This window comes from Pseudomonas sp. JUb42 (genome assembly GCF_024807945.1).
GTDB lineage: Bacteria > Pseudomonadota > Gammaproteobacteria > Pseudomonadales > Pseudomonadaceae > Aquipseudomonas.
In genome coordinates, this window is sequence record NZ_JANUFD010000019.1 from 49,571 (window position 1) to 72,363 (window position 22,793).

Annotated in this window: 24 protein-coding genes; 7 read left to right on the plus strand and 17 right to left on the minus strand. The window is 59.5% G+C overall.

What is annotated here, in order from left to right:
- Window positions 1–55: 55 nt before the first annotated feature.
- The 5 genes from M2401_RS29860 to M2401_RS29880 form a co-directional block, all read right to left on the minus strand.
- On the minus strand, window positions 56–1,396 hold the full coding sequence (locus tag M2401_RS29860; protein ID WP_259109426.1) for an MFS transporter: 1,341 nt from the start codon (window positions 1,394–1,396) through the stop codon (window positions 56–58).
- Window positions 1,397–1,510: 114 nt separating this feature from the next.
- A complete protein-coding gene (locus tag M2401_RS29865; protein ID WP_259109428.1) occupies window positions 1,511–2,191 on the minus strand; it encodes a GntR family transcriptional regulator in 681 nt (226 codons plus the stop codon).
- On the minus strand, window positions 2,188–3,897 hold the full coding sequence (locus tag M2401_RS29870; RefSeq protein WP_259109430.1) for a dihydroxy-acid dehydratase: 1,710 nt from the start codon (window positions 3,895–3,897) through the stop codon (window positions 2,188–2,190). The genes M2401_RS29865 and M2401_RS29870 overlap by 4 nt, the downstream gene beginning before the upstream one ends.
- A gap of 15 nt (window positions 3,898–3,912) precedes the next feature.
- Window positions 3,913–5,256 (minus strand): FAD-dependent oxidoreductase, encoded by a 1,344-nt coding sequence (locus M2401_RS29875; RefSeq protein ID WP_259109432.1) that lies wholly within the window; start codon window positions 5,254–5,256, stop codon window positions 3,913–3,915.
- A 161-nt stretch (window positions 5,257–5,417) separates the two neighbouring features.
- A complete protein-coding gene (locus M2401_RS29880; RefSeq protein ID WP_259109434.1) occupies window positions 5,418–6,110 on the minus strand; it encodes a glutathione S-transferase family protein in 693 nt (230 codons plus the stop codon).
- A 102-nt stretch (window positions 6,111–6,212) separates the two neighbouring features.
- Here M2401_RS29880 and M2401_RS29885 point away from each other — a divergent pair, with 102 nt between their 5' ends.
- A complete protein-coding gene (locus M2401_RS29885; RefSeq protein WP_259109437.1) occupies window positions 6,213–7,112 on the plus strand; it encodes a LysR family transcriptional regulator in 900 nt (299 codons plus the stop codon).
- 4 nt (window positions 7,113–7,116) lie between these two features.
- Here M2401_RS29885 and M2401_RS29890 read toward each other — a convergent pair whose 3' ends face one another.
- Window positions 7,117–8,031 (minus strand): helix-turn-helix domain-containing protein, encoded by a 915-nt coding sequence (locus tag M2401_RS29890; RefSeq protein WP_259109439.1) that lies wholly within the window; start codon window positions 8,029–8,031, stop codon window positions 7,117–7,119.
- Window positions 8,032–8,194: 163 nt separating this feature from the next.
- On the opposite strand from M2401_RS29890, the gene M2401_RS29895 reads away from it, so the two are divergent.
- On the plus strand, window positions 8,195–8,950 hold the full coding sequence (locus tag M2401_RS29895; RefSeq protein WP_259109441.1) for an SDR family NAD(P)-dependent oxidoreductase: 756 nt from the start codon (window positions 8,195–8,197) through the stop codon (window positions 8,948–8,950).
- 139 nt (window positions 8,951–9,089) lie between these two features.
- Here M2401_RS29895 and M2401_RS29900 read toward each other — a convergent pair whose 3' ends face one another.
- The 4 genes from M2401_RS29900 to M2401_RS29915 form a co-directional block, all read right to left on the minus strand.
- The gene (locus M2401_RS29900; RefSeq protein WP_259109442.1) at window positions 9,090–9,494 is read right to left on the minus strand and encodes a VOC family protein; all 405 of its coding nucleotides are present in this window, start codon (window positions 9,492–9,494) and stop codon (window positions 9,090–9,092) included.
- A 187-nt stretch (window positions 9,495–9,681) separates the two neighbouring features.
- Window positions 9,682–9,987 (minus strand): protealysin inhibitor emfourin, encoded by a 306-nt coding sequence (locus tag M2401_RS29905; protein WP_259109445.1) that lies wholly within the window; start codon window positions 9,985–9,987, stop codon window positions 9,682–9,684.
- A gap of 15 nt (window positions 9,988–10,002) precedes the next feature.
- Entirely contained in the window at window positions 10,003–11,064 is a 1,062-nt protein-coding gene (locus M2401_RS29910) for a M4 family metallopeptidase (protein WP_259109447.1), read from the minus strand.
- Between the two features lie 61 nt (window positions 11,065–11,125).
- On the minus strand, window positions 11,126–12,088 hold the full coding sequence (locus tag M2401_RS29915) for a LysR family transcriptional regulator (RefSeq protein WP_259109449.1): 963 nt from the start codon (window positions 12,086–12,088) through the stop codon (window positions 11,126–11,128).
- 133 nt (window positions 12,089–12,221) lie between these two features.
- On the opposite strand from M2401_RS29915, the gene M2401_RS29920 reads away from it, so the two are divergent.
- Window positions 12,222–12,962, plus strand: coding sequence for an AzlC family ABC transporter permease (locus tag M2401_RS29920; protein WP_259109452.1), 741 nt, complete (start codon window positions 12,222–12,224; stop codon window positions 12,960–12,962).
- A complete protein-coding gene (locus M2401_RS29925) occupies window positions 12,959–13,285 on the plus strand; it encodes an AzlD domain-containing protein (protein ID WP_259109454.1) in 327 nt (108 codons plus the stop codon). Before M2401_RS29920 ends, M2401_RS29925 begins: the two co-directional genes overlap by 4 nt.
- Before the next feature lie 87 nt (window positions 13,286–13,372).
- Here M2401_RS29925 and M2401_RS29930 read toward each other — a convergent pair whose 3' ends face one another.
- Window positions 13,373–14,794 (minus strand): MFS transporter, encoded by a 1,422-nt coding sequence (locus M2401_RS29930; RefSeq protein ID WP_259109456.1) that lies wholly within the window; start codon window positions 14,792–14,794, stop codon window positions 13,373–13,375.
- A gap of 117 nt (window positions 14,795–14,911) precedes the next feature.
- Here M2401_RS29930 and M2401_RS29935 point away from each other — a divergent pair, with 117 nt between their 5' ends.
- A complete protein-coding gene (locus M2401_RS29935) occupies window positions 14,912–15,142 on the plus strand; it encodes a hypothetical protein (RefSeq protein ID WP_259109457.1) in 231 nt (76 codons plus the stop codon).
- Window positions 15,143–15,495: 353 nt separating this feature from the next.
- On the opposite strand, the gene M2401_RS29940 is transcribed toward M2401_RS29935, so the two are convergent.
- A complete protein-coding gene (locus M2401_RS29940; protein ID WP_259109459.1) occupies window positions 15,496–15,882 on the minus strand; it encodes a DUF4260 domain-containing protein in 387 nt (128 codons plus the stop codon).
- A 99-nt stretch (window positions 15,883–15,981) separates the two neighbouring features.
- On the opposite strand from M2401_RS29940, the gene M2401_RS29945 reads away from it, so the two are divergent.
- Window positions 15,982–16,866, plus strand: a complete 885-nt coding sequence (locus M2401_RS29945; RefSeq protein ID WP_259109461.1) for a LysR family transcriptional regulator — start codon at window positions 15,982–15,984, stop codon at window positions 16,864–16,866.
- A gap of 2 nt (window positions 16,867–16,868) precedes the next feature.
- Here M2401_RS29945 and M2401_RS29950 read toward each other — a convergent pair whose 3' ends face one another.
- The 4 genes from M2401_RS29950 to M2401_RS29965 all read right to left on the minus strand — a co-directional run bounded on the left by M2401_RS29950 (window position 16,869) and on the right by M2401_RS29965 (window position 20,979).
- Window positions 16,869–17,672 carry an alpha/beta fold hydrolase gene (locus M2401_RS29950; protein WP_259109463.1) on the minus strand — a complete coding sequence of 268 codons (804 nt, stop codon included), beginning with the start codon at window positions 17,670–17,672 and terminating at the stop codon, window positions 16,869–16,871.
- A gap of 143 nt (window positions 17,673–17,815) precedes the next feature.
- Complete coding sequence (locus M2401_RS29955) at window positions 17,816–18,055, minus strand: hypothetical protein (protein ID WP_259109465.1); 240 nt, start codon at window positions 18,053–18,055, stop codon at window positions 17,816–17,818.
- A 364-nt stretch (window positions 18,056–18,419) separates the two neighbouring features.
- Entirely contained in the window at window positions 18,420–19,604 is a 1,185-nt protein-coding gene (locus tag M2401_RS29960; RefSeq protein ID WP_259109467.1) for a M20 aminoacylase family protein, read from the minus strand.
- 49 nt (window positions 19,605–19,653) lie between these two features.
- Complete coding sequence (locus tag M2401_RS29965; RefSeq protein ID WP_259109469.1) at window positions 19,654–20,979, minus strand: MFS transporter; 1,326 nt, start codon at window positions 20,977–20,979, stop codon at window positions 19,654–19,656.
- A gap of 160 nt (window positions 20,980–21,139) precedes the next feature.
- Between M2401_RS29965 and M2401_RS29970 the strand changes: the two genes are divergently transcribed.
- The gene (locus M2401_RS29970; RefSeq protein ID WP_259109471.1) at window positions 21,140–22,057 is read left to right on the plus strand and encodes a LysR family transcriptional regulator; all 918 of its coding nucleotides are present in this window, start codon (window positions 21,140–21,142) and stop codon (window positions 22,055–22,057) included.
- A 175-nt stretch (window positions 22,058–22,232) separates the two neighbouring features.
- On the opposite strand, the gene M2401_RS29975 is transcribed toward M2401_RS29970, so the two are convergent.
- On the minus strand, window positions 22,233–22,772 hold the full coding sequence (locus M2401_RS29975) for a TetR/AcrR family transcriptional regulator (RefSeq protein WP_259109473.1): 540 nt from the start codon (window positions 22,770–22,772) through the stop codon (window positions 22,233–22,235).
- Window positions 22,773–22,793: the final 21 nt, after the last annotated feature.

Here is a 22,793-nt window from a genome sequence, read left to right on the forward strand (position 1 = left end):
TGGCCATATTGTCTTCCCGGCTAAAGCCGGTATCACAGAAAATCAATAATCCTTTTCAGGAGACGGTTGCACTCGCCGCCCGGGTTTCTTCACTGCAGACCACGACCTTCCTCGGCCGGATCTGGCTCGCTGCGATGATCCCCAGCAGTACGCAGAAGGCAATGAAGTACCAGCCATAGGAGTAGTCCTTGATCCCGGCACCATCGATTACCACCAGGGCGGCAAAGATCTTGGCAGAGAATGCCGCGAAGGTATAACCCACCCCGTTGACGAAGCCCATGGCCTTGCCATACACCTCCGGCGTGAATATTTCTGCGGGTACCGCCAGAAACGGCCCCCAGGCCATATTGCCGAAGAAACCCATGCCGCACAGCGCGACCATCAGCAGGCCCTGATCAGCGGTTTTCAGGCTGGCCAGCAGGACGATGAAGGGAATCAGGCCGATAAAACAGGCGAGGATCATGACCCGGCGATTGCCCTTGAATACCTTGTCCGACAGATACGAAGAAATGAAACTGCCCACGGCCCCCGAGAGAAAATACGCCGCACTCCAGATGCCCATCTTGACCAGCGAAAAGCCGAACACATCGGACAGGTAAAGCGGAATCCAGGTCAGGGCACCATACAGGGTGATCTGCATGACCACGTCGACAAACACCACCGCCACATAAGAACGCTCCTTGAAGAAGTCGCGGAACCTGACGTTGTAGTTCTTCAGGATCGACGCCTGGGACGAGGCATATGAGCCTTCGATAATCGTGCCGTCGGCAATCTCGTCGCGGTAGGCGTATTCCATATCGGCTTCAGTGGCTTTGGGATGTTGCTCTGGTCGATCGAAGATCCAGAACACAATCATCAGCAGCGGAATGATCCCCGCCGCCCCTGTAACGAAAAACACCATGCGCCAGCTCTCGGCATGCGCCGCCATCTGGGTCGCCAGCACACTGGCCCAGGCCGGAGTGAGGATCCACGCCCAGGACAGCAACGCCTGGGCGCGGGCCCGGCCCTGCTTGTTGAACCAGCGCATCAGAATTCTCGCGGAAGGCACATATTCGGTCCCCACCATCATGCCGAACAGCGCCATCCGCCACAGGTACTCTTCGCGGCTCTGGATGAAGCCCATCCACACCGTCATGATCGACCATGCAATTACCGAAAAGACCAGGATGCGCTTGGCGCCGAACTTGTCGGTGAGAATGCCCGATACATACTGGGATGGGCCGTAGAACAGCAGCATAAGGAAGGCACCAGTCCCGATATCGGTCGTGGTCAGGCCGATATCGTGGGCCATGGACGGTAACAACACACTTGTCTTGACGCGATCCAGATACTGAATGCTGTAGGCCATGAACAGCACGATTGCTATCCACCACCGCAAGGGGAGTAGAGCTTTCATCTTCTGTTTCTCCGCTATTTATTGTTGTAGTTGTTCTAACATACGTCTGACATATTAGATTAAGGATGACAATGACATGCATCGGCCCCCTCGGTGTTCAAGCGTTACGGGTTATCAGTCGATGGTTGCCCGGGTAAAGGCTTCGACGTTATCCAACAGCATATCCAGGTCACGCATGGCGTCTTCGGGTTTGCCTTCGGCTATATGCTGCGCAATGATCGCATGCAGCAGTGCGGTTTCCGGCAAGTTGGCAAAGCGCTTGTAATAAGCGAACCAGAAGCGTCGCGAGAGACCTTGCATCAGTTTCATGACCGATGAGGCGTACTCGTTCCGACCGGCCTTGATCACCAGTTTGTTGAACCTGCGATCAAGCTCGAGAAAGGCTTCACCATCGCTGGTCTGGCTGGCCACCCGCATGCTCTGCGCCAACTGGCTGAACTCGTCGCGTTCAACGTCCTCGGCTCTTCTGGCTGCAGCGCCGACCAGATAGCGCTCGACTTCACGGCGTACTTCCAGCAACCGTAGCTGCTTCTTCACGTCCATCTCCGACACCACGATGCCGCGCTTGGGCATGATCACCACCAGGCCTTCGCGGGACAGTTGCTGCAAGGCTTCCCGAACCGGCGTGCGACCCAGGCCTATCAGCGAAGAGAGCATGTTCTCTGAAACCATCTGGCCTGGCGGCAGCTGCAAGGTGGCGATCAGTTCCTCGATCTGGGCGTATGCCAGATCGACCTGACTGTCCTCTTGGACCAGGTTGATTTTTTCTGGAATTCTCTTCGCTAAAGAAGTCATTGCCGTTGTTTTTCCTGAATGATCGAGCGTTTGCCTAACACAGCGCCACAGGATAAAGGCTGGACGAGTTGCTGGTACATAGCCAACCAACCCTTTTCGGTTGTCGGCGGCCGTGGCAACAGTGCGCCAAGTCGCTGAGCAAGGATGTGCGGGGTGATATCGATATCAATGCTGCGCTTTATCAGATCGATATTGATCATATCACCGGTCTCCACCACCGCCAGCGGGCCACCCTCCGCCGCTTCCGGCATGACCTGGCCGATGGTAATGCCGCTATTGAGCCCTGATAGCTCACCGTCGGTAATGACCGCCACGTCGCTGCCAAAACCGGCGCCAACCAGCGCAGCCATGAAGCTGGCGGCGAATACCGTACCCGGGCCGCCTTTGGGGCCGAGCATGCGCAGCACCACGACGTCACCGTTGCGGATACCGCCACCCTCCAGACCTTCAATCGCGATACGCTCGTCTTCGAAGACCACTGCCCGCCCGCTGAACTGACGCACGTGGGCGGGCACCGCCGACAGCTTGACCACGGCGCCGTCCGGAGCCAGATTGCCGCGAATGACAATAAGGCCGGGCTCGGCGCGCATCGGCGAGCTCAAGGAGGCGATATGTCGGGGGTCCGGCGTGGCACACGCCGCCAGGTTCTGCGCCAGGGTCTGGCCGGTGACAGTGAGAACATCAGCGTCCAGCACCTCAAGCAACTGTTTCATGGCCCCGGCGCAGCCACCGGCAGCAGCGAAGTCTTCGATGCGATCCGGCCCATTGGGACGAACCTGCGTCACCTGGCCCAAGCCGCCAGCGGCCTCGAATTCAGCGATGATATCGATTTCGCACTCGGTCTCGATGGCAATGGCCGTGAGATGGCGCACGACGTTGACCGAGGCACCGATGGACACAGCGGTGCGCACTGCATTGCGAAAGGCGCCGGCGGTCATGATCTGTCTCGGCCGCAGGTCATCTTCCACCAGTCGGACAATGGCCTGCCCCGCCCTGCTGGCCAGTGCATACATCTCGTCGCTGCCTGCACGGATCGGTGCGTTGCCGGGCAGGCTCATGCCCAGCGCCTCGGCCATACAATGCATCGAGTTGGCGGTGGCCATCCCGGCACAGACACCCGGCCCCTTGATCGCATGACGGGTCATTTCGGTCAGGTCGTGCAGTTCGATCTTGTTGGCTTTAAGGGCGCCGACGGCTTTGTAGACCTCTTCGATATCTACGTCTTTGCCGCCGCACTGGGAACCCAGCTGGAAGCCGCACGTCAGCACCAGGCTCGGCACGTTCAGACGACCAGCCGCCATCAGTTGCGCCGGTGTGGTCTTGTCGCAGGACGCCAGCAGGATCATGCCGTCCAACTCGGCGCCTTCAACCTGAACCTCGACGTCATTGACCAGCAGGTCGCGGGTCGGCATCAGGTAACGGCCTTGTTTGCCGGCACTGGTGACAAAGTCCGAAGGCGCCACAGTACGAATTTCGAAGGGCAATGCCCCTGCCGCGCGAATGGCGTCCTGCACCACCCGGGAAACATCGTCCAGGTGCTGATAGCAGACGGACAATTTGCTTGAGGAATTCACCACGGCGATCTTGGGCTTTTCAAAATCCTCTTCGGCGATGCCCATGGCAATCCACTGAGAACGGCGTACCGCCCAACGGGTTGTGCCTGGCTCGAAGTTGCTGCGATATTTTCTGTCTGGCTTGTCACTCATTATTGTTCTCCCACCTCAGTCCAGCCTTGCTTCTTCACGATTGAGCAGCATGCGAATGTCACTGCCGTTTATTGTTCTGGCCGCCACGTCCTCCTTGGCCATCAGCGCGGCGGCATGGCCGATGGCATGGCCATAGGAAAAGCACTGCGCGGTCACGCGAGCGGAGGCGACCGCCTCGTGTTCGGCGCTCAGGCAGCGGCCGGCGGCCAGCAGCCCCTCGCCTTCACTGGGGACAAAGCAACCAAAGGGCACTTCATAGAAATCGTTGAGCAGCCACTCCACCCGGGGTTTGGCCCCTGAGTGCAGTTCGATGGGCCAGGGCGAACGGGCGATGCCCTGGGCAGATTTTTCCCCGGCGAGAATGGCCGCGTTGGTCAACAGGTGAGTGCCCTGGATTTGCCGAGTCTCGCGCACGCCGACTTGCGGCGCGGAGTCGTTGACCCAGCTGGCGCCGCAGCCTTCGAGGTAGTCCTTGAAGAACCTGGCGTACTCGCGAAGCTGGGTCCGGCCGTTTATCTCGGCTTCGGTGAAGTCCTGATAGCGCAACGGGTTCAGCTCGCGGCCGTCATTGCCGGTGATCCGCGTGCAGTTGCATAGCAGCTCATCGGGGCGCGGCGTCTCGAACAGCCAGATCTTGCTACGTGGCAGCTTGTAGCCCCGGACATTGGCATCAGCGATCATCTCGGTCACGACCGCAGGCATGATCGTGTCCAGGCCATAGGCTTTGTGCAAACGCCCGACATCCACGCCCGAAAGCTTGAAGATCATGGTCGGATTCTGGACCCGGCCATTGTCGCCGCTGAACGTCGGCACACCGACCATGGCTGCCAGATCGGCATCGCCGGACGCATCGATGGTGACCGGTGCCAGCACCGATAACTTGCCCTGTTTGGTGTAGACCTGGGCGCCCAGGGTCTGCTCGCCTTCACGAATCACGTCGGTGACCAAAGCGTGATAGATAACCGTTACCCCCGCTTCCACCAGCATGGCATCGGCCACATCGCGCCAGACCAGCGGGTCGTGGACACGGGTGAAGGTCTTGCCGTATTTGACCGGCGCGGTGAGACCGTTGCGCGATTCCATGGCCCGGATGAACTCGTCAACAAATCCGTGCACAACCTGTACCGGGCGAGACAGGGTGTCGCTGGCCTCGTACAGGCCACAGATGGTTCCCGACAGGCCCGCCACCGCCCCGCCGCCACAAAAACCGTATTTCTCGATCAACACGACCCGACACCCCTGACGGGCGGCAGTCACTGCCGCAGCCAAGCCTGCAGCACCGCCGCCGGCAACCAGCACATCGGCATGCAACGTCATGCGCTGGCGGTTATCGAGGATTAATGAATGCTCTGAGGACATGATGTTGCACTCGCTTGTTGTTATGGCTTAACCATCACATGCGTCATAGGATACTGTCAATATACCACTGACATATTAGTTGATTCCTAAAAATCAATTCACTCAGCCCCGATCATCCTGGGGCTGAGCGTTATCGCGGTGCAGCAGTAATCAGGCTGGGGTTATTGGCCTGGCAGCCCATGGGCAAACAGGCTCGCCCGGGTCTGCTCGTCGGTTTCCTGCTTGAAGGCGAACCGTGCAGGCAGCTCGGCGACGCGCAGGGCCGCAGGCCGGGCGTTGATTTGCTGATAGAGCCGCGCGACGTTGGGGAAGCGCGTCCAGGCGTCCTCGCCCATGAGGTACGCCAGCCCACGGCACCAGCCCCACAGGGCCATATCGACGATGGAATAATCGTCACCGAGCATGTACGGACGCGTTGCCAGGTGCTCATCGATGATTGCCCAGTGCCGCTCTGCCTCGAAGCGGTAGCGATGCAGCGCATAGGCCTGGCCCGCTGGCGCGTAGTGGGTGAAATGCACCGCCTGACCGGTAAATGGCCCGATGCCGGAAGCTATAAACATCAACCAGGACAGCAACTGCGCCTGTCCCGCCGCCGATCGGTCGCCAAGAAAATCCCCGGTCTTGTGGGCCAGATGCAGCAAAATCGCCGAGCTATCAAAAATGGCGATACCTTCGTCCACAATGGCCGGGACTTTGCCATTGGGGTTGATGGCCTTGAACGAAGCCAGGTGTTGCTCACCCTTGTGCACATCTACCGGTACCAAGCGATAGGCAATGCCGGTTTCCTCCAGAAATAACGCGACTTTCGAAGGGTTAGGCGTAGGGTGATAGTAGAAGTCGACAGGCTGTTGCATGGTCGTTCCTTGCTGTTTTGCTGAAAGTGGAACGAAGCTTAAGAGCAGCCCCTACGCGAGGGTGAGTCGTTAGATTCGATAGGAGGTATCGGAGTTGTGGATATGAAAAGGTCCGATCTGTATTTGCTGATCTCACTGGATACCTTGCTCGACGAGCTGAATGTGACCCGCGCGGCGCAACGCATGCATATCAGCCAGCCAACCCTTTCAGGCCATCTGTCACGCCTGCGCGAATTGTTTCAGGACCCATTGCTGGTGCCGTCGGAAACCGGCCGCGGCATGGTCCCGACCGAGCGGGCACTGGCATTGCGCGCTGGCCTGGCTGATGCCCTGTCGCAGCTGCGCCAGGCCGTGGCACAGCCCCATGAGTTCGATCCGGCGAGCTCGGCGCGCACCTTCGTGGTCGCGGCCAACGACAGCGTATTCACCATCCTGGCCCTGGACGTCATGGCCGAGCTGATGCGCTACGGCAATCCCGAGCTGCGCATGGCCGTCGTGCCACCTTATGACACCGGCCTGGTGGAGCGTATGGCAAGGGGTGAGGTCGATCTGTTTCTCGGCGATATCGACAAGGTGCCGGATACGCTCAAGGCGCGCTTTCTGCTCAGCGACGATTTCGTCCTGGCGCAACGCCGTGATCACCCGCGCGGCACCGGCGCACCGGATCTCGCCGAGTATTGCGCGCTCAACCACGTCATCGTGTCATCACGAGCGGAGTTCACCACCCCCGTCGATACCGCCCTCGCAGCCCTGGGCAGCAGCAGAAAGGTGGTCGCCGCCGTGCCTAGCTACAACCAGGTGGCCTTGGTCCTGTCGCAAACCGATGGCGTAGCGACCCTGCCCAGGCAATTGCTGCAGCGCTACTCAGCCATGGTGGACCTGCTTGCCCTGCCCTTCGCCATGCCCTCGTTTCGCCTGGCAATGGCCTGGCATCCACGGGTGCAGAGTGACGCGGCGAGTATCTGGATCAGGGAATGTTTTCTGCGTGTACAGGGCGGATAACGCCCTAGCCTCGCCGATACTCCCCAGGCGTTACACCCGAATGACGCTTGAACAAGTGGGCAAAGTGGCTTGGGCTGCTGTAGCCCACCTCAAGGGCAATCTCGATGACGCTCATATCCGAGTTCAGCAGCAGCCGACGCGCCTCGTCCAGGCGTAGCTGAATGAAATACTGCGACGGCGCCTGACCGGTCGCCTTGCGAAACATGCGGCTGAAATGAAATTCGCTCATATCGGCCTCCTGTGCCAGTGCCATAAGACTGAAGCCAGTGGCAATGCCCGCCTGCATCCGCTCGATCACCCGCTGCAACTTGTAGGCAGGCAGTGCATTGGCCGAACGTAAGTTGGCCTGTTGGTTTCGATAATTGCGCACCAGATGCACCGCCAGAGCCTGGGCGATACCGTGGATATACAGCGGGCTCGCCTGTCCCGGCCCCGTCATTTCGTCATACAGAAACCTGATCAGGCGCGACACCTGGGTGTCCCTTGCTCCGGAAATATCACGCAGGTGCAAGGTGTCCGCCTGTCCCGTCAGCATCTCCCTCGCCGCCAGGTCCAACAGACGCTGGCTCAGATAGACATGCGCCACATGAAAACCTTCATCGCTGTGGGCGTGCCAGCGCATCTCATAAGGTTGCGCAGACATGGTCAGAAAGAAATCATCGGCACTGACCGCACTTTCCAGCCACTCCCCGCCCATCTCGCGCTCCTGCACCCTGGCGCTGCCAGCCAGCACCAGTACCAGCAGCGGCTCGGCAACGGCCGGAACCAGTAAGGGGCGGTGGGTGCTGTGGTGGGTGTATAGCTGAAGTTGCAGGTCGGCATCACGGAAAAGGCCGCCGGCCTGATGATCCCCGGCAGGCAGATAGTCGGGCATCTGCTGCGCCGGAATTCGCAATTTCAAGGGTTTACGAATAGCCATGATGGTGCAGCTGTCAGGTTTGGAATGCCTCATGTTAGACGATTAAAAAGCAAAATCCCGATAGTCCGGCAAGAGCACGTCAGAAGCAGTACGGCGGATCAGCGAGAGTAACGGCCTAGTCCAGTGGCGTTCCTGCTGCTGAACCTTATTGCCGGAGAACATCATGACAATCAACACTCGTGGAGAATTTGCAGGCCAGGTCGCCCTGGTCACCGGAGCAGCCAGTGGCATAGGCCGAGCAGTTGCCCTGCTGCTGCATGAACGTGGCGCCCATGTTGTGGCTGAAGATCGAAACCCGACAGTCCATGATCTGGCTCGCCCAGGCCTGGTACCGCTAGTCGCCGATATCAGCGCAGATGGCGCGGCCGAAGCCGCAGTGGCGACCGCGATCGAGCATTTCGGACGTCTGGATATCCTGGTGAACAATGCCGGGATCATCATCAATAAGTTGCTGGTCGACATGACGCGAGACGACTGGGAGCGTATTCAACAGGTCAATGTCACGGCGGCGTTTCTGCATGCTCGGGAAGCGGTCAAGGCGATGATCCCCAATCGCAGCGGCGCCATCGTCAATATTGCCTCCTATGCTGCCTTCCAGAGCTTCCCGACCATCTCCGCTTACGCAGCCTCCAAAGGCGCGTTGGCGCAACTGACCCGCACCCTCGCCCTGGAAGTGATCGGCCAAGGCATCCGGGTCAACGCAGTCGGTTCAGGGGATGTGCTGACCAATATCCTCAATGACGTGGTCGACGACGGCCCGGCATTCCTCGCCCAACATGGCCAGACCACACCGATCCAGCGCGCCGCGCAGCCGGAAGAAATCGCCGAGGTGGTGGCGTTTCTGGCTTCGCAGCGGGCGTCCTATCTGGTCGGGGCGGTGGTGATGGCCGATGGTGGGATGAGTGTGACTGCAGGTTAGGTGGGAGCCGCCTTGGTGGCGATCGAGTGCGAAGCGCTCGTAATGACGTCGGTGAATGACCCTCCGCCATCGCCAGCAAGCCGGCTCCCACAAAATCTCATCTCATTGCAAATATTTGCGCCATGTTTGATACGCGCCTTCACCCCAACACCCCATCCGCATGCACAAAGCACAGCTTGTTGCCCTCGGGGTCGCGGCAATAGGCGCCGAAATAATCCGGTGAGTAGTGCGGCCGCAGTCCCGGCGCGCCTTCATCCGTAGCGCCCGACGCCATTGCCGCTTCCCAGGCCGCTGACACCTGCTGCTGAGAGGCAGCGGCAAAGCTGACCTGCACGCCATTGCCCCAGGTCGCGGGCAAGCCGTTGAAAGGTTTCTGCACGAAAAACTGCGGCCAGCGCTTACCCGGACGCTGCCAACCGGCCCCGGCAGGTCCACCGTCCGCTTCATCGGGCATGCGCTGCATGCCTAGCGGGGTGAGGATGGCCTCGTAGAACGCAATCATGGACGCCAGATCCCGGGCGCCCAATTGGATATGACTGAACATGAATGTTCTCCCGCCTATCAAAAAAATCAGTACAGATCGAATTGAAATACGATCTCTGTAGGACCGGCTTTAGCCGGGAGGGCGTCTTTGAAGCTGATGGCGCCCTCCCGGCTAAAGCCGGTCCTACAGTCAGATGTTTGCTGCGCGGCATCGCGCCAGCACGGCGTCAAAGACGGGCCGGGATCTCCTATTGATCGACATGCCGTCGTACACAATGCAGCAGACTCTCCAACGGCCCGGCCGACCCCGGCGCCTGAAAGCAAACCGTATGCTGGCGCCCCTTTTCGCTGATCGACAAGGTGTAGCTCAGGCAATTCGGTGCCTGTTGCTCTGCCTGGCTGTCGCCGGACAGTTGGAAAAACCCCGACGCTTCCACCAACTGGCGCAACTCCTGCTGATCGGCGTCAGACAGGTTGTTTACGTCAAGCGTGCGCGGAGTACTCAGCCCAGGGAAGTATGCGACGCCCCCGCTCTGGGAAATGGAAATTTGCATGATGCCTCCTGTCACTCAAACCTTGATCCCAACCGCCGCCCACCCGGCCTTGACCGCCTTGTGCTCGTGCTTGCCCGTGCCATACAAACGCCCTGCTACATCATGGGTAATACGGGCAAACAGCGAGAAGCCGGCATTGGTGCGCAGGCGTGAGTCGCGCAAGGCGTCATACCAGATACGCCCGGCCGCCTCCCAGGCATAGCCGCCAATGGCCGTGGCGACCTGGTAGAACGCATGATTGGGAATGCCGGAATTGATATGCACGCCGCCGTTATCGTCATAAGTGTGGACAAAGTCGTCCATGTGTCCAGGCTGCGGGTCCTTGCCCAGTACCGGGTCGTCGAACGCGGTGCCCGGTGCTTTCATCGAACGCAGCGCCGTGCCTTTGACTTTCTTCGTGAACAGGCCTTTGCCGATCAGCCAGTCGGCGTCTTCAGCCTTCTGTTTTAGCGCGTATTGCTTGATCAGCGAGCCAAAAACATCCGACAGGGATTCATTCAGGGCGCCGGGCTGATTGAAATAAAGCAACCGCGCCTCATCCTCGGTGACCCCATGGGACAGCTCATGGCCAATCACATCAAGGGCAATGGTAAAGCGGTTGAACAGCAATTGATCGCCATCACCGAAAACCATCTGCGCCGAATTCCAGAAGGCATTGTTGTAGTCGTGGCCAAAGTGCACGGTCGCATCCAGGGCCATGCCGGCGTCGTCGATGGAGTTGCGGTCGAACACCTCGGCGAAGAAGTCGAAAGTCGCGCCCAATGCACCATAAGCTTCATCCACCGCCGGGTCGCCGCTGACCGGTTGGCCTTCGCCCCTGATCAGCCGCCCCGGCAGGGTGTCGCTGCCGTCGGCGCTGTAGATCGATCGGCGCTTGCCCGAGGCCCCGGTGGCGACCAGTTGCGCCGGCCCTCTGGAAGGTTTCGTCACCATGCGCAAGGCGCGGAAGGTGCTGTCTTTGGCTCGGGTGCGCAACGCAGCATCACGTTGGGACTTGCTGCCATGGCGGGCAATCTGGTCGAGCAGGTACGGCGGAATCAGGCAAAAAATCGGCTGACGCTCATGGTGATCACACATCGGCGGGCTCCATTCGGTGAGAGGGATAGCCAGGCCGCATGCTTCATGCACAGCGCCGGCTCTAGACCTGAACACCAAACTGCGCGAGCAACCAATCCTTCAAGCGCACACACGCCGGATCGTCCTGCCTCTTCTCGTTGATCATCAGGTATTGAAGTGACCCTTTTAAAACCAGTTCTTCTGCAACCGGTCGGACCAAACGCCCCTGTTCGATGAGATGGCCGACCAGATGAGCCCAGCCCAGGGCCAGCCCCTGCCCATCGAGGGCCATCTGCACCAACAGGCCGTAGTCGTTGCTGCTGAAGTAATGCGGGGTGTCCGCGGCCGATATCTGCAGGTCATGGGACTGGAAGGCGAACCACACATCCCAGTCCACCTGCTCGGTAAGCTGGGAGCGGCCATAGGGGTTGAGGTCCAGCAGCGTGCTCTGGCGCATGCCTTCCAGAGTGCTTAGCTCGGGATGAGCGGCCAGATATTCAGGCGTACAGACCGGGTAAACCACTTCGCAAAACAGCGGAATACGCAGGTAGCCGGGGCGCAGGTCGGAGGTCTTGGTAATAAAGATATCAGGATGGATGCCCGGCTCGATGGCGAGGAAATGCTGGGTGGTGATGATATTCAGGTCGACATCGGGGTTGGCGCTGAAGAAGTGCCTGAGCCGGTGGGACAGCCACAGCCCGGACAGCGCCGGGGAGCAGCAGAGGGTCAGGCTGTGCTTGTCGTTTTTCTCCCGGCGTATGCGTTCGGTGGCCTGGAAGATATTCAGCAGCGACAGCTGCGCGGCATCGAACAACGCGGTGCCGGGTGCGGTCAGCCTGACCTCCCTCCCCGTGCGAATGAACAGCTCGGTGCCCAGATACAGTTCGAGATCACGAATCTGTCGGCTGATCGCCGCCTGAGTCACGCACAAGGCGTCCGCCGCGCGGCTGAAGTTGCGGTACTTGGCCGCCGCGACAAACGCCCGCATGGCCTTGAACGATGGCATTTTCATCAGCGCCTGATCAGGCTGGGAGTGTTTCGTCATAACAAAATGTGCCTGTTTCCCCGGAGAAAAAGTCGGTTCTGCCCGCAGGCGCCGACGCCTACAATTTATCCCATGATGCTCTGTGCTGCGCCAGCTTCATCGCGCGGCAGTAAACCTATAAAAAGGAAGGAAAATGTCGTACAGAAGTGGCCGGGAAGCGTTCATGCATGGGGTACGAACACTGCTTCCATTGACACCTGGGGTCATTCCATTCGGCCTGGTAACGGGCTATATGGCGGTGCAGATGGGTATGTCGCCGGGCACCAGCATCGGCATGACCCTGCTGTTCTATTCCGGATCGGCGCAGATGGTGGCCCTGCAACTGCTGCATACCGGCGCCCTGCCGGTCACCATTGTGGTCACTGCGCTGATCATCAACCTGCGTTTCATCATGTACAGCGCCTCCCTGGCGCCTTATGTACATCATCTGCCGCGACGCTGGACCTGGCCCATGGCTTATCTGCTATCGGACCAGTCCTACGCCCTTTGCGTGCTGAAATTCGCCTCCGGTGAACTGGGCCGCTTCGCCCACCACTTCTACGCCGGCACGGCGATCAGCATGTGGCTGGCCTGGCAGCTCTCGGTGGTGGCCGGGATTTATCTGGGCGCCAGCATCCCGCAGAGCTGGTCCCTGGGCTTTGCCATTCCCCTGTCGTTCCTGGCCCTGCTGATTCCCGGCCTGCGCAGTATGGCCAGCCTCGGCGCGGCGCTGGTCGGTGGCGTGCTCGCGGTACTGGCGATCAACCTGCCCTACAACCTGGGTCTGGTCACGGCATCCATCGGCGGGGTAATTGCCGGTCTGGTTATCGAAAGCCTGCGTAAACCCCGGGTGCACGACGCATCGGTGAGTGGCGCAGAAGGACAAGCGCAATGAATGATCTGGCCTTGTGGGGGCTGTTCCTGGCAGCAGGCGTCGGCACCTTCGCCCTGCGCCTTTGCTTTGTCGAGCTGCACGGTCGGTTTCACATGCCGGAGCTGCTCAAGCGCGCCTTGCTGTATGTCCCGGCCAGTGTGCTGGCGGCCCTGGTATTGCCTGCGGTGGTGTTTGCCCCTGGGCATACCGAACTGGTGCTGGAGAACCCGCAGATCCCTGCCGCTCTGGTCGCGACCCTGGTGGCCTGGAAAACCCGCAATACCCTGCTGACCCTGGGTCTGGGCATGGCTGCACTCTGGGGTTTCAAATTGCTGGGGCTGTGATTCTTGCTGGCCCAGGAACGAAAAAAGGTGGCCGTCCATTTTCCCCCGAGAATGGACAGGCCACCTTTTGCTGTAGCGACGACTGACTTACAGGTCAGTGATTTCCTTGTGACGCGGCACCAGCAGCTTCATCACGGTCCAGGCCACCAGGTACGCCAGGGCGCAGATGGCGAACATGATCATGTAGCCGGTGTGAATGTCGTTGATCGACTTGTAGTAGTCGAACACCCAACCGCCGATCTTGGTCATCACCACGCCGCCCAGGCCACCGGCCATACCGCCGATACCGACCACGGACGCCACGGTCTTTTGCGGGAACATGTCGGACACGGTGGTGAAGATATTGCACGACCAGGCCTGGTGCGCCGAGGCACCGACACCGATCAACAGCACCGGCACCCAGAAGCTGATGTAACCGAAGGGTTGCGCCAGCAGCACTACCAATGGGAACAGGGCGATGACCAACATGGCTTTCATGCGACCGTCATAGGGTTTGTCGCCCTTGGCCATGAAGTAGGCCGGGAACCAGCCGCCGCCGATACTGCCAACCATGGTCATGCTGTACAGCACGAACAGCGGCAGGACGATGGCCGCGCCCTTCATGCCGTATTGCGCCGACAGGTAGGTCGGCAGCCAGAACAGGAAGAACCACCACACGCCGTCGGTCATGAACTTGCCAAAGGCAAAGGCCCAGGTCTGGCGATAGGTCAGCAGCTTGAACCAGGAGACTTTCTTGCCGACAGCACCCGGCGCTGCGTTGGCGATTTCCTGCTCGCTCTGGTCGCTGCGAATGTATTCCAGCTCCTGGGCAGTCAGGCGTTTCTGTTGCTCAGGCTTCTGGTACAGGGCGATCCAGACGGCAACCCAGACGAAACCCAGCATGCCGATCACAATAAAGGCCGCTTCCCAGCCCCACATGGCAGCAATCAGCGGCACGCAGATCGGCGCGGTGATAGCGCCGACGTTGGCACCGGAGTTGAAAATACCGGTGGCCAGAGAGCGCTCTTTCTTCGGGAAATACTCGGCAGTAGCCTTGATCGCAATCGGGAAGTTACCCGACTCACCTACCGCCAAAACCGCCCGGGCCAGCATGAAACCGGCAATCGACACCGGGATAGCGGCTACGCCCAAGGCGCCGCAGATGGCGGCGATGCCTTCACCCAGCGGCACTGCCAGCGCGTGCATGATCGCGCCGGTGGACCAGATGCCAATGGCCAGGATAAACGCAGTTTTGGTGCCGATCTTGTCGACAAAACGCCCGGCGAAAATCATCGAAATCGCATAGACGAACTGAAACACCGAGGCGATGTTGGCGTAGTCGGTGTTGCTCCAGCCAAATTGCGTCGACAGATCCGGCGCCAACAGGCTCAGGACCTGGCGGTCCAGGTAGTTGACCGTGGTGGCGAAAAACAACAGCGCACAGATGGTCCAGCGATATTTGCCTACCGTCTTGCTGACGCTCTGCGTAGCGCTGACCGCTTGCGGGTGGGTGGACTCGTTCAGATTCATAGCATCACTTTATTATTGGATTATGCCGATCATCTCTCGACAACGAAGTGAGAGCGCAGGTGTACGTGCTCCAGGCGCAGCGGCTGGAGTCAGACCTCAAGACTGTTTTGTGGGACGGTGGGCGGCACCGAGCCTGACAATGCGCAAAGGCAGGCGGGCGCGGCGTTCAACGAGATGGGTAAGCAAGTCGAGTTCATCATGGGTCGACACTCATTTTTATTTTTAGGTTTGGACGTCAACAATCATCGGTCGTCGTACAACAATCTTCCTTATAGCGAGCGTTATGGCTGGCTGTCAATCTGGAAAATGGTAGTACGTAAAGGAGGAAGTTGCCTGCTGAAAGGCTGATTGCGCAACCATAGTTGAACTAAAGCTGCGCATCGGGGATGGAGGTTAGTGGGCGGTTAGTGAGAAAAATTTCTGCTGCACCGTTGTACGACAACACATATCGCCCATATGAAATGCGGTTATTTTGTTGTGGGAGCGAATTCATTCGCGAAAGCGGTATTTCAAACGATACCAATGCGTCGGGCGCACCGGCCTATTCGCGAATGAATTCGCTCCCACAAGATTTGCGCCCCGCTTCAGTTAGTGTTTGCTGCATGACAACGCGGTGTCGTAGACGGGGCGGGATCTCCCACGAAAATCATTCCAGTCCAGAAAGCTGTGCCGGCTTTCGGCTCTCGCAGTAATGCCAGCCTCTACCGCCCCACCACCCCCAAATGGGTAAACCTGAACCCCTGCGGCGACTTCAGCCCATAACCCAGCATCCGATCAAATCCGCAATGGGCCAGGCATAGCGCGCCCAGAGCCCCAAGAATCGGTATCCCCATGCTGATTCCCCACGCAAGCAACAGCGCACCCACCGCGTAAACATGGGCGAAGTTGTAACAAACCGCCCCCACCCTCGCGCCAAACAGATAGCCGAAAAAGCTCAGATCCAGCGCAAAGAACAGCAACAGTGCACACCACCACGACAGTCCATCGTTCAAATGCCAGAACAGCGCGATGCCCGCAACAAAGACCAGGGCGGCCTCGACGCGCTGCCAGATGATGGTGGAGAGATGCAGTTGGGGATTAGCGGACATGGGGCTGAACTCCTGAAAGATGAACCCATTGTGCTCAACCTCTACTCATACGAAGATTGCCGCAACCTCTCTAGAAGCCATACAAAAATGGATAACCCTATGCCACGCGAACCGGACTGGGAATGGTATCGGACGTTTCTCGCGGTCCTGGAAACAGGCTCGCTCTCGGCCGCCGGACGCGCCTCGGGGATGGCGCAGCCGACGGTGGGCCGACATATCGATGCACTGGAGTCAGCCCTGGGCCTGAAGCTGTTTACCCGCTCATTCGATGGCTTCGCCCCCACCGACGCAGCCTGGTTGCTACGGCCCTATGCCGCCAGCCTGGCAGCGACCTCGGCCGCATTGCTTCGGGCTGCGGGCAGCCATGGCACAGAGGTGCGCGGCACGGTGCGTTTGACGACGAGCGAAGTGATGGGCGTCGAGGTGCTGCCGCCGATTCTCGCGGCATTGCGCGATGCGCATCCGCAACTGGTCGTCGAACTGACGCTGTCCAACGCGCCAGACAACCTGCTGCAGCGTGAGGCCGATATCGCCGTACGCATGTTTCGCCCGACCCAGGACGCCCTCATCGCCCGTCGCGTTGGCGCCATTGAAGTCGGCTTATATGCACATGAAAAGTATCTTGCGGCAAAAGGCGCGCCCGCGTCCCTTGACGACTTGTCCGCCCATGCCCTGATCGGTTTTGATCGCGAGACCGCCTTTATCCGCCGTTTCCTCGAGCAATTCCCCATGTTCGCCCGCCCTGCCCTGGCCTTTCGCGCCGACAGCGAACTGGCGCAACTGGCCGCGTTGCGCGCAGGCTTTGGTATCGGGGTCTGCCAGTCAGCCGTCGCGGCCAGGGACAAGGCGCTCATACGGGTGCTGCCAGCGGCCTTCTCCGTAGAAATGGACACCTGGATCGCCATGCACGAAGACCTGCGCGATAACGCCCGCTGCGCGGTGACCTTTGCCGCGATTGTTGATGGGCTCAGTGGCTATCAGTAGCGCTAGCCGATTTCAGCGAGAAACCGCAGTAACTCGGCATTCACCGCCGCCGGCGACTCCAGCATCGCGATATGTGAGGTATTGGTCAGCACCACCAGTTGCGCACCGGCAATATTCTCGGCGATGAGCGCAGCGGCGCTTGGTGGTGTGCTGGGGTCTTTGTCGCCCACCAGAACCAGGGTCGGGCAGACGATTTCAGCAAGGCGCGGGAGAACCTCAAAGGTCGCGATCATTCGCCACATGGCCGCATGCACCTCGGGATTGTTGGCGAGCATGGTTCTTGATATCCGCTCGATCAGGTCCGGCCTTCTGGTCCGGGTTTCAGGGGTAAACCAGCGCTCCAGGCTGGAGTGCAATACGGCAGCCATCCCACCCTGCTCCACTGTCTCGGCCCGGGCACGCATGCCGTCGCGCACCACATCGGCAAAAGTCGCTGCCGTGGCAATAAGCGACAGCGAGCGCACCTTGTCCGGATAAGCCAGGGCAAAAGACTGGGCGATCATCCCGCCAACCGAAATACCCACCACATGCACCGCGCCCTTGCCGAGACTGGCGACAAGCCGCGCCAGACGATCACTGATACCTACGAAACTCAATGGCTCGGCAGCGACGGGCGAACGACCATGCCCGGGCAAATCCAGAGCGATCACGTCGTAGTGGGGCTGTAGTACTTCTATCTGGTCGGCCCAGTAGGTCAGGTCGTGGCCCACCGGGTGGATCAGGATAACGGTGGCGCCGTCCCGAGGTCCTGTTCTCACCCAGTTCAGGCCGGAGTCATCCTGCAGATCAGTATCGGTTGAAAGCATCGCGTGAGGTCCTCTGTCAGTTCTGCGGGGATACTACTCCCTTGCAGACCAAGAGGACCTTTGTAGTGAATTCGGGCCGTCGCATCGGTCGGTTGAATGAGCTGCAGATGTTGCGGGACCGCTGTCTGATTCAGACAGTTACGTCATGCTTGATGGGGGGTGAGACCTTGCGACCTTGCCGCCAACCCTTCGATCACTTGCTTGACCACATCCAGATGGCGAATCGCCGAGCGGGCCAGGGGGCGGTATTCGGGGGTGGTGTTTTCGGCGGTTTCGTAAACGATGGCGGCGACGTCATTGAGGTAGTCGCAGGCGAAGATCAGAGCGTCTTCGGTTTTGATATCGGGGTTGAGGGTGAACAGGTGCGGAAACGATGTACTCATAGGGATTCCTTTAATTCGGTTGAGCCATCACGTCCTCGCGACTAAACGAGGGGTGGCGGCTGTGCACGGATTAGTCGACCGGTAATCCCCTAACCCGGCGCACCCGAAGGTGCCCCGTGCACAGCCGCCATAAAACACCACACCGGCATCAGAAATACCGGCGTGGGCAGCGACCAATCAGAGGGGGAAAACGGGCGACTAAACCCTGTCGTCAAACACAACGACGGGCAGCAAATTAGTCGCCTGTTCAGCCATCTTCAAGCGCTGCCAGAGCATATCGGGAAATTTCAGAAGAGTCCTACAGCCCAGCAGATTCGGGCCTGACAAGCTGTTGCCGGATATGTAGGAAAGCCCGCCAGAACCGTCAATTCAGATAGCGTTCCACCAGTCGCGCCCAATACGCGGCACCGATGGGCAGGTTCTTGTCGTTGAAGTCATAGGCCGGGTTATGCACCATGCAGCCATCCTCCCCCACCCCATTGCCCAGACGCAGGAAACAGCCTGGACGCTGTTCGAGCATGTAGGCGAAGTCCTCGCTGGACATGAGCTGGTCGGCATGGGCGATCACCTGCTCGTCGCCTACCAGTTCCCGGGCGACTTGCAGGGCGAATTCGGTTTCGGCATCGTCGTTGTCGATCACCGGGTAACCCGCCATATAGTCGATCTCTGCCGTGGCGCCGTAACTGGCGGCCTGGGCGTGAACCAGGGCCTCGATGCGCTCCTGCAACTGCTGGCGGACCTGGGTGCTGAACGAGCGGATGCTGAGTTCCATGTAGGCACTGTTGGAAATCACATTATTGGCGACCCCGGCCTGGAGCAGGCCGACAGTCACTACAGCGGTCTCGACAGGGTTGATATTGCGCGCAACGATGGTCTGCAGCGCCATGACGATGCTGGACGCGACCACGATCGGGTCCACCGTCAGATGCGGGCGTGCAGCGTGACCGCCGACGCCCTTCAGGGTGATGGCGACCTTGTCGCTGGCCGACATGAACGGCCCGCGACGAAACACAAAGGTGCCGGGCGCTTCGCCGGGATGGTTATGCAAACCGAAGACGGCATCACAGGGGAAGCGCTCGAACAGCCCGTCCTTGACCATGCGTTGCGCGCCACTGTCGAAGCCCTTCTCTTCCGCAGGCTGGAAATACAGGTGCACGGTGCCATTGAAGTTGCGGGTGCGCGCCAGGTACTCGGCAGCGCCGAGCAACATGGTGGTATGGCCGTCATGGCCGCAGGCATGCATTTTCCCCTGATAGACACTGGCGTAAGGCAGGCCCGTCTGCTCGGTCAAGGGCAGTGCATCCATATCGGCGCGTATGCCGATGCTCTTGCCGCTGCCCACTGTCAGCGTGCCCACCACGCCCGTTTCACCGACGCCTTCGGTGACGGCAAAGCCCCAGCCGCGCAGTTTGTCAGCGACCAGGCGCGCGGTCTGTATCTCTTCGTAGGCCATTTCCGGATGCTGGTGAATATGTTGGCGGATACGGGTCAGTTCAGGGATTTGCGGGCGCAAGTCATCGACTTCGCAGTAGTGAAGTTCAGCCTTCATCACAATGAGTTCCTGTTAAAAAGAGAGGGATTGCAGCGGTGGTGCTTAATTAAACCGAAGGAGTCGCCTCGTCCGCCTGCTTGGGCAAATGCAGGGCCAGGGTGCACAGGCCGCCGATGACCAGCAGGGTCGCCATGGCGGCCATGCCCTCGACGAAAGACCCGGTAAAAGTCTTCAGGGCACCGATGATCGACGGGCTGACAAAGCCGCCGAACGCGCCAATGCTGTTGATCAAGGCAATGCCGCCTGCCGCCGCCGTGCCCTTCAGGTAGCTGGTAGGGCGCACCCAGAACACCGCATAGGCGGCATAAGTTGAAAGCGTCGCCAGAGTAATGCTGCACAGGGCCATGGTCAGATTGCCCGCACTGAATCCGGTCAACAACAAGCCGATCGCGCCGAGAAACGCTGGTACCGCGCCATGCCAGCGACGTTCGCCAAGACAGTCAGAACTGCGTGCATTGAGCAGCATCGCAACGATCGCCGCGCTGTAGGGAATCATCGAGTAAAGACCAATCTGGAAAATGTCCTTGACCCCGGCATCGCGCAATAAGGTCGGCAGCCAGAAACTGACGGTGTAGAGCCCGCAGATCAGGCAGAAGTAGATCAACGCCAGCCAATACACCCGCCAGTCTTTCAGCGCTCGCGCAAACGTATGCTGTTTTGGCGCCTCGACCTGGCGCAGATCATTGGCCAGCAGGTTCTTTTCATCACGGGTCAGCCAGTTGGCCTGGGCCGGGCTGTCACTGAGGAAAAAGAACGCGAATATCCCCAGCACGATGCACGGTGCGCCTTCCAGGATAAACATCCATTGCCAGCCGGCGAGCCCGTGACTGTCGGCAAACGCGCACATGATCCAGGTCGACAACGGCCCACCGATGATATTGGAGACCGGGCCGGCCAGCAGCACGCAGGCCATGACTTGCGCCCGGCGTTTGCCGGAGAACCAGAAGGTCAGGTAGAGGATCATGCCGGGGGCGAATCCGGCTTCGAAGACTCCCAGGAAAAACCGCAGCACGTAAAAACTGGTGCTGTCGTGGACGAACAGCATCGCGGTGGATGTTGCGCCCCATAACAGCATGATGCGGCTGAGTGTCCTGCGCACGCCGACCCGAGCCAGCCACAGGTTGCTCGGCACTTCGAACATCACATAACCGATAAAGAAAATCCCCGCAGCCAGGCCATAGGCCGCGTCGGTCAGGCCGAATTCCTGCTGCATGGCGATCTTGGCGTAGCTGATGTTGACCCGGTCCAGATAAGCCAACACGTAGCACAGCAGGAGAAACGGCAGCAGGCGCCAGCTGACCTTGCGATAGACCGCGCGCAGCGCTGAATCATCAGCGGGAAGTGAAGTGACAAGCGTATCCGCTCGTTCCATGGTGAAGCCCTCGTCAATAGCGCGTTTTTATTATTGTGTGATTCAAGAGAGCTTGGCATCGCTCCGTTGACAACGAGTATGGGGAGGGCGAAAAATCCGAACAATAGCATTTCTTTAGATCAAGCGTTGCTTTTTAGTCAACATTCAGCAGGAGCAAAAGGTGCACATATCCGGCTTGAGCGAACGCCGCCTCCACTACTTTCTTCAGGTCGCCGAAGCGGGTTCCATTCGTGGCGCGGCCGACCGCCTGGGTATTGAACCCTCGGTGGTCAGCCGCCAGGTCCAGCAACTGGAAGACGAACTGGGCGTGCAACTGCTGCAGCGCCATGGCCGGGGCATCATCCCCACCGAGGCGGCGAAACTGGTGATCGATCATTGCCGGGAACGGCGCTCGAGCGAAGCATTGCTGCTGACCCAGATCGGCGAATTGAAGGGCCTGGAACGCGGCGAAATCCATATCGTCGCCGGCGAAGGCTTTATCGAAGAACTGGTGCGCTGGGTGCTTCAGGACTTCTGCCAGCAATACCCCAAACTGGTGGTGACCCTGGAGTTTGCCAACGCCGTGGATGTGGTGCGCATGCTGGCCAATGACCAGGCCCATATCGGCCTGGCATTTCGCCCGCCCATAGATCCGGCAATTCGCACCGTCGAGACACGCAAGCAGCCGATGTGCGTGATCACCTGGCCAGATCACCCGCTGACCCGGCAAAAGCAGCCACTGGCGCTAAGCGATGTAACGCCCTACCCGGTCGGCCTGATGTCCCGCGGCTTTGGCCTGAGCAACCTGGTGCAGTTGGCCGAGTATTCCGAACGCATCCAATTCCAGCCCAGTCTGGTCACCAACTCCATCGCCACGCTCAAGAGCTACGTCAAGGCTCACTTGGGTGTGACCTTTCTGTCCGCCCACGCCGTGGCCAATGAAGTTGCCCAGGGCACCCTGGTCGCCCTCAGGACCCGTAACGAGATATTCGAAAGCGCGGAGGCGCAATTGATGGTGCGCGCAGGCCGCCAGATGTCCTTCGCGGTGGAGCGGTTGCTCGAGATGCTGAGTCGAAATGCTCTGTTTCAGGGGGGCTAAGGGGCCTAGCCCATTGCTGCCGGGCTGTCATAAATAATGTGGGACCGGCTTTAGCCGGGAAGGCGCAGGCAGGATCGATGCACTTCTATATGCCTGTCATATCGTCTTCCTGGCTGAAGCAGGTCCCACAAAAAGCCAGATAAATTCAGGAAGTCATGATTCTTTTGAGTTTCAATCACGCCACTGGAAAAGGCCCCGCCACCCAATAAGCCTCAAGAATATTGTCGTAAACCTGCACATCATCGCAGCCCCGCGCCACCAGTTGCGCACCTTCGACGGCGGCGAAAATCGCCATTGCCCATTTGCGCAGCGCCACCGGGTCGCGATCATGGGGTTCAAGGTCGAGGACCTTGACCAGCCAGTCGGTCAGCAGTTGGGTGAAACGGTGGACCTGCACTTGCACTTCTGCGGCGAGGTCGGTGTATTCGGCCGCCATGATGCCGCCCAGGCACATGCGGTTTTCCCGGACCAGAGTGGCGCGGAAAACGTCGATATAGCTCTTGATGCAGGTTCTGCGGTCTTTCCAGGTGTCGAACACCTGATTCAGGTATTCGAGGAACTCGTCGGTGTACTGATGGGCCAGGGCGGCGCCCAGATCACCTTTGGTGGGAAAGTGGTAATGAATGCTCGAGCTTTTTACCCCGACCGCCGTTGCCAGGTCGCGAAAACTCAGGGAGTTATAGCCTCGCGCCTGCACCATCGAACGAGCTGCCATCAGCACAGCCTGCTTTGTGTC